Genomic DNA, 15,557 nt, shown 5'->3' with positions numbered 1-15,557 from the left:
TGCCATTTACTAAAAAGCATAGACTATGAGAACGAACACAACCCTTTTCAGCTTACTCCTTTCCTCCGGTTTACTCTTCTTGGGATGTACCAATAAACCCTCTTCGTCACAAGAACCAATTTCCGAAACAACATTTCCCGTCACTCTCCCTTTTGAAACCGGAATCGGGACGGAACAAACAGTTACCTTGAGCCAGATAGCCCGGGAAGTGAAAATCATCCCTTTGGAAACCACCGACCAATGTTTACTGCCGGCCATCATAAAAAACAGCATTACACTCTGCGGACATAACTTATACATCCCTACGCAAAAACAGGTCTTTCAGTTCACGGACGAAGGTAAATTTGTCCGGACAGTTGCCCGGATGGGACAAGGCCCCGGAGAATATACCGGTATTCGTTTTATATCAACAGACGATGTTTCCAAACAAGTATTCCTGATGGACCATGGAAAACTACTGGCATATTCCGGCAACGGAGAGTTCATGAATGAATGTAAGTTTCCATTTGCCTGGCAATTTTCGGCACTGAACGACAGCACTTTTGCGTCCTACATTTACAACAATACGGGAAACAGGCTTTTCAGATTATTAATAATCGACTCTAAAGGCGATACACTGACTTCATTTCCCCAATACGACCGTTTCACCATTCCCAGCGGACTAAACCTCTATTTATGGGGAAAATGCGACAAATATTTATACCAGTTCCAGAATCAGGTTTGCATGAAAGAATACTATAATGACACAGTATTTACCGTCCGTCCGGATACACTCCTGCCCCGCTATATCCTACAACTTGGAAAATATAAATTGCCCAAAGAGAAACGCTTCGAAGTTCTCGACGGCAACTGGAACGTTTATGAAACAACGGCTTCCAACTATCTCCGTCCGGATATATTGGAAACGCCCGGATACCTGTTCATCCCTTATACTTCATGGAACGTAACGGACAAGTCGGAAGCTCCCCGCCTGGCTATGTACGACAAACAGAAAGGACAGCTATTCGGTGTAAAAGACGGAATGATACAGAACGATATGTATGGCAAAGTCCCTTTCTACCCGGCAATGCGTGTGGCAGATGATGTTTTATTGTATTATTGGGAAGCAAGTGACATACTGGAGTTGGCAGAAGAAGATCCGGAACTGAAAAACATCCCCGAATTAAAAGATCTGAAAGCCGACGATAACCCGGTATTCATGATCGTAAGAACCAAACAAGTTGCTCAGAATCTTTAAACTTGTGCATTTTTCAGACAGATTTCTTGTCAGAACCAAGCGTTTGCTTAAATTTGCAGGCTGATAGTTAACCGGATAGTGAATAGCAAGAACCTTACTACTGACTACTGGCTGCTAACTTGTAGAAATACTAATACTAAAATTAATAACATGAGTTTGAAAATTGTTGTATTGGCAAAACAAGTTCCCGACACACGCAACGTTGGGAAAGATGCCATGAAAGCCGACGGAACCATTAACCGTGCGGCACTCCCTGCCATCTTCAACCCCGAAGACCTGAACGCTCTTGAACAGGCTCTCCGACTGAAAGATGCCCACCCAGGCTCTACCGTTACCATCCTGACCATGGGACCGGGACGTGCAGCCGACATTATTCGTGAAGGACTTTTCCGTGGTGCCGACAATGGTTATCTGCTGACAGACCGTGCTTTTGCCGGTGCTGATACGCTGGCTACTTCGTACGCTCTGGCAACAGCCATCAAAAAAATAGGCGAATATGACATCATCATCGGTGGTCGTCAGGCTATCGATGGAGATACGGCGCAGGTAGGACCGCAGGTTGCAGAAAAGTTAGGACTGACTCAGATTACGTATGCGGAAGAAATCCTGAAAGTAGGTGACGGAAGCATTACCGTGAAGCGTCACATTGACGGTGGTGTGGAAACCGTAGAAGGCCCGCTGCCCATCGTCATCACTGTCAACGGAAGTGCAGCTCCCTGCCGCCCGCGCAATGCAAAGCTGGTTCAGAAGTACAAACACACCAAAACCGTTACCGAGAAGCAACAGGGCAACCTGGACTATACCGACCTTTACGACACCCGCGACTACCTGAACCTGGTGGAATGGAGTGTAGCAGACGTAAACGGTGATCTGAAACAATGCGGCCTCAGCGGTTCGCCGACAAAGGTAAAAGCTATCCAGAACATCGTGTTCCAGGCGAAAGAGAGTAAAACCATCAGCGGCAGCGACCGTGAAGTGGAAGAACTGATTGTTGAACTGTTGGAGAACCACACTATAGGGTAAGAGGAGAGAAAAGATATGAATAACTTATTTGTATATTGCGAAATAGAAGACGGCATCGTCGCAGACGTAAGCCTCGAACTTCTGACAAAAGGACGCTCGTTGGCCAATCAGTTAAACTGCCAGCTTGAAGCAGTTGTTGCCGGAACCGGTCTCAAAGATATTGAAAAACAGATTCTCCCGTACGGAGTAGACAAACTCCATGTATTCGATGGTGAAGGACTCTATCCTTATACTTCACTTCCCCACACTTCAATCCTCGTGAATCTGTTCAAAGAAGAACAGCCGCAAATCTGCCTGATGGGTGCAACCGTGATCGGTCGTGACCTCGGCCCGCGTGTATCGTCAGCTCTGACCAGCGGATTGACAGCGGACTGTACCTCACTGGAAATCGGTGATCACGAGGATAAGAAAGAAGGTAAGGTTTACAAAAACCTGCTTTACCAGATTCGTCCGGCATTCGGAGGTAACATCGTTGCTACCATCGTCAATCCCGAACACCGCCCCCAAATGGCAACCGTTCGCGAAGGTGTGATGAAAAAAGCCATTCTGTCAGCCGACTACAAAGGTGAAATCATTAAGCATGATGTGAAGAAATACGTAGCCGACACCGATTACGTAGTAAAAGTCATCGAACGCCACGTAGAAAAAGCCAAGAACAACCTGAAAGGTTCTCCGATCATCATTGCCGGCGGTTACGGTGTAGGTTCGAAAGAAAACTTCAACTTGCTGTTCGATCTCGCAAAGGTGTTAAACGCAGAAGTAGGCGCCAGCCGTGCCGCTGTAGATGCAGGCTTCGTTGACCACGACCGTCAGATCGGCCAGACCGGTGTTACAGTACGTCCGAAACTCTATATTGCCTGCGGTATCTCCGGACAAATTCAGCACATTGCCGGTATGCAGGAAAGCGGTATCATCATCTCCATCAACAACGATCCGTCAGCTCCGATCAATACGATTGCAGACTATGTGATCAACGGAACAATCGAAGAAGTTGTACCGAAGATGATTAAGTATTATAAACAAAACAGTAAGTAAGAAATGGCTAACTTTTATTTAGATACTCCGGAACTCAAGCATCACTTGAACCATCCGTTAATGAAGAGAATTGTTGAGCTGAAAGAGCGCAACTATGCTGATAAAGATAAATTCGACTATGCTCCGGTAGACTTCGAAGATGCAATGGACAGCTACGATAAAGTACTGGAAATTGTAGGGGAAATCTGTGGTGACATCATCGCTCCCAATGCAGAAGGCGTCGATCACGAAGGTCCGGTTTGTGCCGACAACCGCGTAACTTATGCCAGCGGAACTGCCCAGAACCTGGATGCCTGCCGTAAAGCCGGGCTGATGGGTATGGCTATGCCCCGCCGCTTTGGAGGTCTGAACTTCCCAATCACTCCATACATCATGGCTGCCGATATCGTGAGCCGCAGTGATGCAGGTTTCGAGAACCTCTGGGGACTACAGGACTGTGCCGAAACCATCTACGAGTTTGCCAACGAAGAACAGAAGCAGCGCTACATCACCCGTGTATGCCAAGGTGAGACCATGTCAATGGACCTGACCGAACCGGATGCAGGTTCCGACCTACAATCTGTCATGCTGAAAGCCACTTACAGTGAAAAAGACCAATGCTGGTATCTGAACGGCGTGAAACGCTTTATCACAAACGGTGATGCCGATATTCATCTCGTATTGGCACGTTCGGAAGAAGGAACACACGACGGACGCGGTCTGTCTATGTTCATCTACGACAAGCGCAATGGCGGAGTTAACGTACGCCGCATCGAGAACAAAATGGGTATCAAAGGCTCCCCTACTTGCGAGCTGGTATATAAAAATGCCAAAGCCGAACTTTGCGGTGACCGTAAACTGGGTCTTATCAAATACGTAATGGCGTTGATGAACGGTGCCCGCCTGGGTATTGCCGCACAATCGGTAGGTTTGTCACAGGCAGCTTACAATGAAGCCCTGGCTTATGCCAAAGACCGTAAACAGTTTGGCAAAGCAATCATCGAATTCCCTGCCGTAGCCGAGATACTTTCTTTGATGAAAGCTAAACTGGATGCTTCCCGTTCACTGCTGTACGAGACAGCTCGTTTTGTAGACATTTACAAAGCACTGGACGACATTGCCAAGGAGCGCAAACTGACTCCGGAAGAACGTGCCGAACAGAAAACATTCGCCAAACTGGCTGACGCCTTTACTCCGCTGGGCAAGGGCATGGGCAGTGAATTTGCCAACCAGAACGCTTACGATTGCATTCAGATTCACGGTGGTTCGGGCTTTATGAAAGATTACGCCTGCGAACGCATCTATCGTGACTCACGCATCACTTCCATCTACGAAGGTACCACCCAGTTGCAGGTTGTGGCTGCTATCCGTTACGTAACGACGGGTGCTTATCTGGCACGTATCCAAGAATACGAGAACATGCCGGTAGCTCCAGAACTGGAAGGCTTGCAGAACCGCCTGAAAAGTATGGCAAGCAAATATGCAGCCTGCGTGACTCAAATCACAGAAGCAAAAGACCAGGAACTGCTCGACTTCTGCGCACGCCGTCTGGTAGAAATGGCTGCCCACATCATCATGGGTCACCTGATGGTTCAAGATGCTTCGAAGAGCGATCTGTTCTCCGAATCGGCTCAGGTATACGTACGTTATGCTGAGGCTGAAGTAGAAAAACATATCAACTTTATTCGCAAATTCGATAAAGACGATCTGGCTTACTACAGAAAGTAAAGAGTTTACTTCAAGACTAAAAAAAGGGATTCGGACAACCGAATCCCTTTTCTTTTTCTACTACCGGAGAGAGGCGAGTTATTTTTATCTCCCGAAAATACCCAATTAATGTCAAATGATTTGGCTATGTGACTGGTTTTTACGAATATTGCAACAAAATTAGAGAGATACCGGATTACGGATCAATATAACACGAAAAAACTTCAGTAAATAATCTATTAAAAGAAAAACAATTATGCGGAAAATCACGTTAGGTCTGATACTATGCAGCATGGTTACGCTTTGCTTTGCCGGTCAAAGACCTTTAGAGGGATTTAAGTATGCCTCGGAAAAAGCCCCGGTGGGCAACGAATGGGAATCACCGGAAAACTTAGCACTCAACAAAGAACAACCGCGCGCCTGGTTCTTTTCCTTCCAGGATGTGGAAAGCGCACGAAAGGTGTTGCCTGAGAACAGTAAATACTGGTTGTCACTGAATGGTGACTGGAAATTCAATTGGGCACCCGATCCGGACTCCCGCCCTAAAGATTTTTATCAAACAACCTTCGATGTTTCAGGATGGGACAATATCCCTGTTCCTTCAAGCTGGAATATTTATGGCATCCAGAAGGACGGAAGCCTGAAATACGGAGTACCCATCTACGTGAACCAACCTGTAATTTTCATGCACAAAGTGAAAGTAGACGACTGGCGCGGAGGTGTGATGCGTACCCCTCCGACCAATTGGACTACTTATAAAGACCGTAACGAAGTGGGTTCGTTCCGTCGCGACTTCGACATCCCGCAGGACTGGGACGGTCGTGAAGTATTTATCAGCTTCGACGGCGTGGACTCTTTCTTCTACCTCTGGATCAATGGACAGTATGTAGGTTTCTCCAAGAACTCACGCAACACAGCCAACTTCAACATCACTCCTTACCTGCAAAAAGGAAAGAACACCGTTGCTGCCGAAGTATACCGCAGCTCGGACGGCTCATTCCTTGAAGCACAGGATATGTTCCGCCTGCCGGGTATCTTCCGTACCGTAGCCCTCTATTCTACTCCGAAAGTACAGGTACGCGACCTTGTTGTAATCCCCGATCTGGACGAGACATACACCAATGGTTCATTGGCTATCAGCGCTGACATCCGTAACTATGGCAAGAAAGCTGCCAAAGGATACCAGATGGCTTATACACTTTATGCAAACAAACTGTATTCGGACGAAAATACCCCCGTTGCCAATGCGGTTGCCAATGCTACTGTGGACCTGGTGAACCCGAACGAAACCGCAGAGGCTGAAAAAGCGATATTGAACGTGCAGTCACCCAACAAGTGGTCGGCTGAGTTCCCTTACCTCTATACACTCGTTGCTGAATTGAAAGACAAGAAAGGCAAAACAATAGAAACCGTTTCAACTACTGTAGGTTTCCGTAAAGTGGAAATCAAAGACACCCCTGCTTCTGCAGACGAATTCGGACTGGCAGGCCGTTACTATTATGTAAATGGCAAGACCGTGAAACTGAAAGGTGTCAACCGCCACGAATCAAATCCTGCCGTAGGTCATGCCATCACTCGCGAAATGATGGAGAAAGAGGTAATGCTGATGAAACGTGCCAACATCAATCACGTACGTAACTCTCACTATCCGGACGATCCGTACTGGTACCATCTGTGCAACAAATACGGACTCTATCTGGAAGATGAAGCCAACATCGAGTCTCACGAGTACTATTATGGAGCCGCTTCACTGTCTCATCCGGTGGAATGGAAAAACGCCCACGTAGCCCGTGTGATGGAAATGGTTCATGCCAACGTAAACAATCCTTCGATTGTCATCTGGTCATTGGGTAACGAAGCCGGACCGGGAAAGAACTTCGTAGCAGCCTATGATGCACTGAAAGCATTCGACTTGTCACGCCCTGTTCAGTACGAACGTAACAACGACATCGTCGACATGGGTTCCAACCAGTATCCTTCCATCGGCTGGATGCGTGGTGCCGTGAAAGGTAATTATGATATCAAATATCCGTTCCATGTTTCGGAATATGCTCACTCTATGGGTAACGCCTGCGGTAACCTGGTGGACTATTGGGAAGCTATCGAGTCGACTAACTTCTTCTGTGGTGGAGCTATCTGGGACTGGGTAGACCAATCGATGTACAATTACGATAAGAAAACCGGAGAGCGCTATCTGGCTTACGGTGGTGACTTCGGTGATACTCCGAATGACGGACAGTTCGTTATGAACGGTATCGTATTCGGTGACCTGGAACCGAAACCACAATATTATGAAGTGAAGAAAGTGTACCAACACATCGGCGTACAACCAATCGATGTAGAAAAAGGACAGTTCGAAGTATTCAACAAGTATTACTTCAAAAACCTTTCGGACTATGAAGTTAAATGGTCACTTTACGAAAACGGTAAGGAAGCACAATCGGGCATATTGTCTATGGGTGAAGTGGCTCCGCGTACCCGTACGCAGATCACGGTTCCTTATCAGTTCAGTAAACTGAAAGCCGATTCGGAATATTTCGTGAAGATTCAGTTCCTGCTGAAAGACAGCATGCCTTGGGCTGACAAGAACTTTGCGCAGGCAGAAGAACAGATACTCGTTAAGGAAGCTACTGCACGTCCTGCCATCAACACTGTAGCATCCGGAAGCGACAAACCGGAAATAATTAGGATTAAAGCGAGCGATATCATTACCATTAAAGGCAATGGCTACACAGCTCAATTCGACATCAAAACAGGTACTATCTACAGCCTGACATACGGAAACGAAAAAGTAATTACTGACGGTAACGGTCCGAAACTGGATGCGCTCCGCGCGTTCACGAACAATGATAACTGGTTCTACTCTCAGTGGTTCGACAACGGACTGCACAACCTGAAGCACTCAGCTACCGGCTTCGATATGACTACCAAAGAAGATGGCACAGTCGTATTGTCATTCACAGTAAAATCCCAAGCTCCAAACGCAGCTAAGATTTTGGGTGGAACGAGCTCCGGCAAGAACAAAATTGAAGAACTGACGGACAAGAAGTTCGGCAGCAATGATTTCAAGTTCACCACCAATCAGGTATGGACTGTCTATAAAGACGGCTCCATCGAACTGGAAGCAAGTATCACATCCAATCAGCCGAGCCTCGTATTACCTCGTCTGGGATATATGATACGCGTGCCTCAGCAATATGATAACTTCACTTACTACGGACGCGGACCTATTGACAACTATGCCGACCGCAAGGTAGGACAGTTCATCGAGCAACATAAGAACACGGTTGCCGGAGAATTCGTCAACTTCCCCAAACCACAGGATATGGGTAACCACGAAGATGTGCGCTGGTGTGCATTGACCAACAACGCAGGCAACGGTGCTGTGTTTGTAGCTACCGACCGCTTGTCGGCTTCGGCTCTGCCCTACTCCGCACTCGACCTGATCCTGGCTTCACATCCGTATCAGTTGCCGAAAGCCGGTGATACTTATCTTCATCTGGATGCAGCCGTAACCGGCCTGGGTGGCAACAGTTGCGGCCAAGGTGGCCCGCTGGAACAAGACCGTGTCTTCGCCAGCCATCACAACACAGGTTTCATCATCCGCCCTGCGGGTAAAGACCTGACTGCAACAGCCAATGTAGCCCCTGCCGGAGAGGTGCCGTTGTCCATTACCCGCAACCGTGCCGGTGCAGTATCTGTATCATCACAGAAAAAGGATGCGGTTATCCTCTACACAGTAGATAAGAGTAAACCCAAAACTTACACCGAACCGATCGCATTACGCAATGGCGGTACAGTGACTGCCTGGTTCAAAGATGCACCTTTCATCAAAGCAACCATGACATTCGACAAGATCGAAAGCATCCAGACGGAAGTGATCTATGCAAGTAGCGAAGAATCGGATGGAGGCGAAGCCAAGAACCTGACCGACGGTGACCCGAATACCATCTGGCACACCATGTTCTCTGTAACCGTGGCTAAACACCCGCACTGGGTAGACCTGGATGCCGGTGAAGTGAAAACAATTAAAGGTTTCACTTACCTTCCACGTCAGGACAGCAGCAACGGTAATGTGAAAGATTACACCATACACGTAAGCCAGGATGGCAAAGAATGGGGTGAACCAATCCTGAAAGGTACTTTCGCAAGAGACCTGAAAGAGAAGAAAGTAATGTTCGAGAAACCTGTAAAAGCCCGTTACATCCGCTTCACCGCTCTGAGTGAACAACGCGGACAAGACTACGCTTCGGGTGCCGAACTGACGATTCTGGCTGAATAAGAGTACGGCCAAGCATAAAAAAACAGAGCCTTTATCGGGGCGGAACAGACACTCTGTCCACCCTTGATAAAGGTTCTGTTTATATCATATAGAGGCTCTGATAGAAACCGGAAAAGCCTCTTTATCCAACAAAATAAACCTTTTACCAGTCCTCCATTACACCTTCCCTTTTAAAGACGATAAGCTGATTCCGGAGAGTACTGATTTCACGTCTCATCAGTTCCATCCTTTCCAGCAAATGATGAATGGCATCGATACCCTCCATATTGATGGACAGGTCGTAATACATACGGCTGTATCGTTCCACATCGGGAAGTTGCGACGCAAGCAGATAGTGCTCGCCGCCCTCGGTGCGTACCTCAATCAAGCCACCCTCTTCTAACAGGTCGATAAATGAAGGCTCAATATGACATTTGTGACAGTATTCACTGACTATTATTAATTCGGTCTGCATAGCGCTCTTTCATTATTAGTTCATACTCTGTTGTAACTCTCTGAACAGTTCTTTCTGCCTATCTGTCAGACTCGTAGGTATCTTGACTGAATAAGTGACAATCAAATCGCCAAACTGTCCTTCTTTCTTATATATGGGGAAACCTTTACCCTTCAGGCGTACTTTCGTACCATTCTGGGTTTCGGGCTTTATCTTCAGTTTCACTTTACCTTCCAGCGTATCAACCACCTTTTCACCACCCAGTACGGCAGTATAGAGATCGACTTCCACATCCACGTACAGATCATCTCCGAGACGCTTGAATACAGGATCTTCGGCTATCCGGAAAGTGATATACAGATCGCCTGCCGGACCACCGTTAATACCTTCACCACCGTATCCTTTCAGTTTAATCACCTGTCCGTCGGCTACACCGGCCGGTATTGTGATACGAACCTGCTTTCCATTCACATTCAACACCTGCTTATGGGTCTGTGCCGCATCGCGAAGAGACAGGTGTAGTTCCGCATTAAAATCTTGTCCGCGGAAACCTGAGCCGCCTCGTCCGCCTCCGCCCCTATGCCCGAACATAGACTCGAAGAAATCCGAGAATCCTCCGGCATCACCACCCGAGAATCCTTCTCCATCGGACGAGTACCAATAGGAACCACCGTCTCCGCCAAAGCCGGAGAAGCCGCCTCCACCCGCACCGGCATGCTGGCGGGCCTTCTTCTGCGCTTCGAATTCGTCCGCATGTTTCCAATGTTCGCCGTATTCATCGTACTTTTTCCTTTTCTCCGGATCGCTCAATACTTCGTTGGCTTCATTAATCTCCTGAAACTTATCCTTGGCGCTTGGGTCATTCGGATTCAGGTCGGGATGATATTTACGGGCTAATTTGCGGAAAGCCTTCTTGACATCATCCTGAGAAGCATTCTTATCAACTCCGAGAATCTTGTAATAATCTATATAAGCCATGTTTTTTATATATTTAAACCTCTATATTAAGTGTATACAAACAACACGCCAACCGGAGTTTTAGGTTCAATTTTTAGCACAAATTAATAGGAATATCGAGCGGTATGTCCTCTTGAACAGGAAGACGGAACCAGAAGCAGGCACCCTCTTCTACTGCCGTATCGACCCCGATCGTTCCTCCCAGGCGCTCTATGATCACCCGGCAGATGGCGAGTCCCAGCCCCGTGCCCTTAACGAAGGAGTTCAGTTTGACAAAACGTTCAAAGACTTTTTCTGCTTTATCGGCGGGAATGCCGATGCCTGTATCTTTCACGAAGAAATAAAGTTCATTCTTCTGTCCGTTCAGCCGGTATCCCAACGTAATGGAACCTTCGGCGGTAAACTTCATTGCGTTATTCATCAGATTGATGATAACCTGCGACAAACGCAAACGATCCGTATTGATCACACAGCAGGGCTCCTTTTCTGTAAACAGAATCTGTACCCCCGGGTGTTGGTTCTTCTGCTGCATTTGCAGGCAGATGTCCTCCATCAGTTCGTTGATATCCGTCAGGGCATAGGAAAAATCCATCGTTCCGGCTTCTATCTTCGACAGGTCGAGAATGTCGTCGATAAGCTGCAACAAAAGTTCGTTATTCGAAGTGACAATCCGGATGTACTCCTCTTTCTCTTCGGCATCATCTGTCTGGCAGATCAGGTCGGAGAAACCGATGATGGCATTGAGCGGTGTACGTATTTCATGGCTCATATTGGCGAGGAAGGCCGACTTCAGCCGATTGGACTCCTCTGCTTTCTCCTTGGCCTCTTGAAGCATACGGTCTACTTTCAGTTTCTCGGTGATATCTTCAAAGCGCAGCAATCCACCGATAATTTCACCTCCCGTATCACTATAAACGGGGGTAGCGGTAATTTCAAAGTCTACATGATCCACATGGGTAATATGCCTCACCATTTTGCCGGTACTGATGGCCTCCTGAAAAGCACATCTTTTACACGGTTTGTCCCCTCGCCCCGTTGTCCGGTAGCAAGTAGTGCCGGGAATATAATGACGTCCGACAACCAGATTCTTTATATTACTGGTCTCTTCCCATTGCACCTTATAATTTCGGTCAATATAAATCAGGCCGAAATCGATACTTCTTAAAGCCAGTTTCTGTTTACGAACGGCTCCCTCCAGTTGCTCTTTGGCAGCCAAAAGCTCCCTTTCGTACATCTTAAGCTGAGTGATCTCCCAACGGGCCACCAGTAACCATTTGCCCAGTTTGCCCAAAGATATGATTGATTTCACCACAAGGGTATCATGCACTTTTCCATCGGCAGTCACATACCTCTCTTCCGCTTTATAGGGTTTTCCAGCTTTAACGAGATCTTCATCTATTTTACGGTACTGTTTACCCCGTTCTTCACCAAAAATATCGGCATCTGAAAAGCCGACGGCATCTTTGCGGCTGATGCCCGACTGCAACTCGGCCTCCTTATTCCAGTACGTGTACTTGAATTGTTCCTGAATATCCTTCACCATAATAGGAAACGGAAGATTATCTAATATCTCAAACAGGAAGCGACGATAGTCATCGTCTGCCGAAGCCGATTTACGAAGCCGGAAGTTCTGAAAGAGCAGGAAGCAAACGGTCAGAAACAAAAATACGGATAACACATAAAGCCATAGATTATCGGTTACCCCCCATTACCAATAGTAGTTTGGTTGCCATAATTGCATATTGTGATGAATTGACGGTAAATATAGAAATTATTCTCCGACTTTCACCACAATATGAAACAAAAGCACCTGTAGGGAACAAAGTTTCGAGATACTACACTTATATCCCCGAGTCTATAGTTTAAATGCGTTTTCAGCGAATATTCATTTTCCTGAACATCTCAAAGTCCTCCTTACGCAATCCGATATCGTCGTAAGCCCGCGGCTCGTTGTGGTCATTCAGGTAAAAGCGGGGGAACTCCGTATAGGACGGGCTTGCCACGGACAGCGAGTCGTTCACATAGGCAGTAGTCACTCCGGCCAGATCGAGTACCGAATGGAACACTACCCGGTTCGAAGCGACAGACTTTTGACGGTTTTGCTGTAAAGCAGCGATATGCTCCGGATATTTCTCCCGGTATTTATCCGAAGTCCAGACAATAAACGGCACGTGCAACTGATAATACGAAGGCACAGGCGACGCATGCAGGAAAAGGTGACGGTCGTCGTCAAAAATATCTTCTCCATGGTCCGAAGTATAGAGCATGGCCGAACCGGCATCCTGTTGCTGCAACAAGCCGATCAGCCTTGCCAGGAAATCGTCGGTATAGCGGATGGAGTTGTCATAGGCATTAATCAGATTGTCCCGATACTTAAATTCGGCATCCGCCGGACTGTCGGGCCGGAAAAACGCAGCCCCGGCAGGATAGCGCTCACGGTAGTTAAAGTGCGAACCATAGGTATGCAACACAATGAATTGTTTGCGGTTCCCTTTGGCAAGTTCCTCTTTCACCAATGCCAGCAGGTTGTCATCCGAAAGATTCTGACCAGCGGTCAGCGAATCTTCTTTGATGAAATCGCAATGATCGGCCTCTTTTCCGAAGAAGTCTATAAAAGAATTATTGTAACGCTGATTGGAGAAAAAAGCCGTCTTGAAACCTGCCTCCCTGAAAGCCGTAATAATACCTTTCTGATGGTAGATAGAGTCGAAATTCTCTGCCGAAACGGCGGACATCAGCATCGGAACGCTCTTATGGGTTGTGTTCGACTGGGTCAGCACATTCGTGAAAGCCGTAAGATTGGGTGTTTCCGACAATTTTGGGTTCGTTTCGCGGTCATAGCCATACAACGACCAGTTGAGAGCACGGGATGTCTCCCCCACAACCAGCACGTATATCTCGCGGTCCTCCGCCGGATGGGTGGCAACAGCATGGAAAGTAAAATCCTTCGAAGTCTCTGCATAGTCAAGGGTCTGCGCGTTGCGCTCTACGGCAAGCACCACGTTGTAGCACACATTGACCGGATATAAATCGGTGGTCATCTCATATTTCTTATCCAGCAAGTAGGCAGCTCCCAACGAAAGAAAGCCAATGGCAAGTACTCCCCACGCACGTTTCCGTTGCCTACGAATAAAGTCGACAGAGAGCCTGCGTTTACGAACTATGGAAATCATACCCAGTATCAGGGCGGGTATATACAGTATCACGATCGTAACGAGGGCCGGCAGCAGATTATCGAGCAACTCCATGGCTTCGGAAGAATTGGTCGTAGCCAGATTGAGGAACATATCCACCGCTATGATGGACTGCCCGAACAGATAGAGCAACACGATCTGAAAGGCCCCGAAGAATACAAAAAGAAACAATATCCAGAGCATCTTTCCGCAATTCCTGGACAGGGTCATAATCAGATAATAACAACCCAAAGGTAACAGAACGTTGGCAACCTTGGCCACAAGCGGTAAAGGTTCCGTGAAACACAGTGCTATGTTGGGCACAATCAGCACAAACAAAAACAGGTAGAACAAGTTCTCCTGATTATCGAACCATTTCTTTATCTTATTAAAAAGCTTCATTGATATTAAATATAAATCCGGTCTGGCCTTTTCCAAACCCTAAATCCAATCGTACATTCACTCTCTTCTTGAACTCCCACCGGTAGCCGAATCCATAATTGGGAAGTATATGTTTCACCTCGAACGAAGAAAAGTCGGGAAAAACATTTCCGGCTCCCACCCAGACAGCTACTCCGTTACGTTTCCATACATGCTGCCGGAGTTCAACCTGCATATCCACCACATTCTTGTCACGGAATCTGCCATCGTAATATCCGCGCATGGAATACGAACTTCCCAATGTTGCCATCAATCCCCAGGGCGGATTGCCGTAAGTCAGCAGCGTATGAAATTGTCCGGCAAGTATTCCACCTTTCCACACCTTACGATAGTAGCTTGTGGTCAGCTCCGTACTGCTGAATGCGTAGTCATTCCCCAGAAACGCAGGACTGAAACGCTGGTCTATGCGCAGATAATACCCCTTATAGGCATTCGTGAGGAAGTCCCGAGAATCATACACAAGGGAAAGCCCTGCACTGACGTTGGTCGTACGGGCGTCCATCCCCTGCCAAAGTTCGGGCTTCTCAAAGTTGCGTCCGTCGATATAATCGAAACTTGCCATAGGTCCCAGATAGAAGTTTTTTGCCAAACGGAACATAAAGTCAACTTTCACCTGTGCCTGGAAGCGCTTGTAACTGCTTTCATTTTCGTCATTCACCGCATTCCGGTATCCTATTCCCCAATACAAACTGGGAAAAGAATAAAAATAAAGGTTATAATTCAGCCTGTATTTATCTTTCGGAAAGATATGATTGCCCCGAACGCCCAGCAGATAGAATCCGACAGTGGACACATCGCCATACAATGATACGGTGGAAAGCGGCAGAAGTGTATCGGCACGGTCGGTACGGTATAATCCGGCAGCCACCAGTCCCAGCCCAAGCTTGGTATCACTGGAATAATGCGGACCGCCGATTACACTGAAATCAAACTTCTTGTTCTTCTTCTCCTTATTGGCATCATTGAAGTAATCAAGGAATTTCTTTAAAAAACTACGCTTCACCGCAGCAGAGTCGGCAACGACAGCAGTAGAGGCGGAATCCTCCGCAACAGGAATATACGTAATCGGTGAGAGACTATCGTTGCAGTTCTCCCCCTGTGCCAAAGATACAGTCCACAGTGCGGAAAAGCATCCAAGTAATAGCCAGTTTTTGTGTTTAGGTTTCATATATTGTTCCCTCTTAAGAAAACTCAATCTACAAAAGTAGTTTTATCATTCCTTGTTACAATCATATTACATTCTCTTTTATCATTTATTGCCTCCATTTAACACTTAATAAACGAAAAAAG

Annotated in this window: 9 protein-coding genes and 1 pseudogene; 5 read left to right on the top strand and 5 right to left on the bottom strand. The window is 47.1% G+C overall.

Annotated elements, in window-relative coordinates; translation table 11 throughout:
* Nucleotides 1-25: 25 nt before the first annotated feature.
* The 5 genes from ISX59_RS08135 (at nt 26) to ISX59_RS08115 (ending at nt 9,263) form a co-directional block, all read left to right on the top strand.
* Entirely contained in the window at nt 26-1,237 is a 1,212-nt protein-coding gene (locus tag ISX59_RS08135; RefSeq protein ID WP_032540213.1) for a 6-bladed beta-propeller, read from the top strand.
* Between the two features lie 150 nt (nt 1,238-1,387).
* A complete protein-coding gene (locus ISX59_RS08130) occupies nt 1,388-2,260 on the top strand; it encodes an electron transfer flavoprotein subunit beta/FixA family protein (protein ID WP_220575801.1) in 873 nt (290 codons plus the stop codon).
* A gap of 15 nt (nt 2,261-2,275) precedes the next feature.
* Complete coding sequence (locus ISX59_RS08125) at nt 2,276-3,295, top strand: electron transfer flavoprotein subunit alpha/FixB family protein (protein WP_005780766.1); 1,020 nt, start codon at nt 2,276-2,278, stop codon at nt 3,293-3,295.
* A 3-nt stretch (nt 3,296-3,298) separates the two neighbouring features.
* Nucleotides 3,299-5,002, top strand: a complete 1,704-nt coding sequence (locus ISX59_RS08120) for an acyl-CoA dehydrogenase family protein (protein WP_005780768.1) — start codon at nt 3,299-3,301, stop codon at nt 5,000-5,002.
* A gap of 235 nt (nt 5,003-5,237) precedes the next feature.
* Nucleotides 5,238-9,263 carry a glycoside hydrolase family 2 TIM barrel-domain containing protein gene (locus ISX59_RS08115; protein ID WP_220575800.1) on the top strand — a complete coding sequence of 1,342 codons (4,026 nt, stop codon included), beginning with the start codon at nt 5,238-5,240 and terminating at the stop codon, nt 9,261-9,263.
* 142 nt (nt 9,264-9,405) lie between these two features.
* On the opposite strand, the gene ISX59_RS08110 is transcribed toward ISX59_RS08115, so the two are convergent.
* The 5 genes and pseudogenes from ISX59_RS08110 to ISX59_RS08090 form a co-directional block, all read right to left on the bottom strand.
* Nucleotides 9,406-9,717 (bottom strand): chaperone modulator CbpM, encoded by a 312-nt coding sequence (locus ISX59_RS08110; protein WP_005780772.1) that lies wholly within the window; start codon nt 9,715-9,717, stop codon nt 9,406-9,408.
* Between the two features lie 15 nt (nt 9,718-9,732).
* Nucleotides 9,733-10,674: a DnaJ C-terminal domain-containing protein gene (locus ISX59_RS08105; protein WP_005807793.1), complete on the bottom strand. Its 942-nt coding sequence runs from the start codon at nt 10,672-10,674 to the stop codon at nt 9,733-9,735.
* Nucleotides 10,675-10,747: 73 nt separating this feature from the next.
* A pseudogene (locus ISX59_RS08100) lies at nt 10,748-12,386 on the bottom strand (PAS domain-containing sensor histidine kinase).
* A gap of 141 nt (nt 12,387-12,527) precedes the next feature.
* The gene (locus tag ISX59_RS08095; RefSeq protein WP_032540216.1) at nt 12,528-14,228 is read right to left on the bottom strand and encodes a phosphoethanolamine transferase; all 1,701 of its coding nucleotides are present in this window, start codon (nt 14,226-14,228) and stop codon (nt 12,528-12,530) included.
* Nucleotides 14,215-15,435, bottom strand: coding sequence for a BamA/TamA family outer membrane protein (locus tag ISX59_RS08090; RefSeq protein ID WP_217737784.1), 1,221 nt, complete (start codon nt 15,433-15,435; stop codon nt 14,215-14,217). The genes ISX59_RS08095 and ISX59_RS08090 overlap by 14 nt, the downstream gene beginning before the upstream one ends.
* Nucleotides 15,436-15,557: the final 122 nt, after the last annotated feature.

Source organism: Bacteroides sp. FSHCM14E1, from assembly GCF_019633785.1.
GTDB classification, from domain to species: Bacteria; Bacteroidota; Bacteroidia; order Bacteroidales; family Bacteroidaceae; genus Bacteroides; species Bacteroides hominis.
The sequence above is the reverse complement of the archived record's forward strand: the minus strand, read 5'-3'. Positions and strand labels throughout refer to the sequence as shown.

Excerpts from the sequence above, each read along its gene's own strand:
- ISX59_RS08090 (WP_217737784.1), bottom strand. The coding sequence starts at position 15,435 with ATGAAACCTAAACACAAAAACTGGCTATTACTTGGATGCTTTTCCGCA.
- ISX59_RS08105 (WP_005807793.1), bottom strand. The coding sequence starts at position 10,674 with ATGGCTTATATAGATTATTACAAGATTCTCGGAGTTGATAAGAATGCT.
- ISX59_RS08130 (WP_220575801.1), top strand. The coding sequence starts at position 1,388 with ATGAGTTTGAAAATTGTTGTATTGGCAAAACAAGTTCCCGACACACGC.
- ISX59_RS08115 (WP_220575800.1), top strand. The coding sequence starts at position 5,238 with ATGCGGAAAATCACGTTAGGTCTGATACTATGCAGCATGGTTACGCTT.
- ISX59_RS08125 (WP_005780766.1), top strand. The coding sequence starts at position 2,276 with ATGAATAACTTATTTGTATATTGCGAAATAGAAGACGGCATCGTCGCA.
- ISX59_RS08110 (WP_005780772.1), bottom strand. The coding sequence starts at position 9,717 with ATGCAGACCGAATTAATAATAGTCAGTGAATACTGTCACAAATGTCAT.
- ISX59_RS08095 (WP_032540216.1), bottom strand. The coding sequence starts at position 14,228 with ATGAAGCTTTTTAATAAGATAAAGAAATGGTTCGATAATCAGGAGAAC.
- ISX59_RS08120 (WP_005780768.1), top strand. The coding sequence starts at position 3,299 with ATGGCTAACTTTTATTTAGATACTCCGGAACTCAAGCATCACTTGAAC.
- ISX59_RS08135 (WP_032540213.1), top strand. The coding sequence starts at position 26 with ATGAGAACGAACACAACCCTTTTCAGCTTACTCCTTTCCTCCGGTTTA.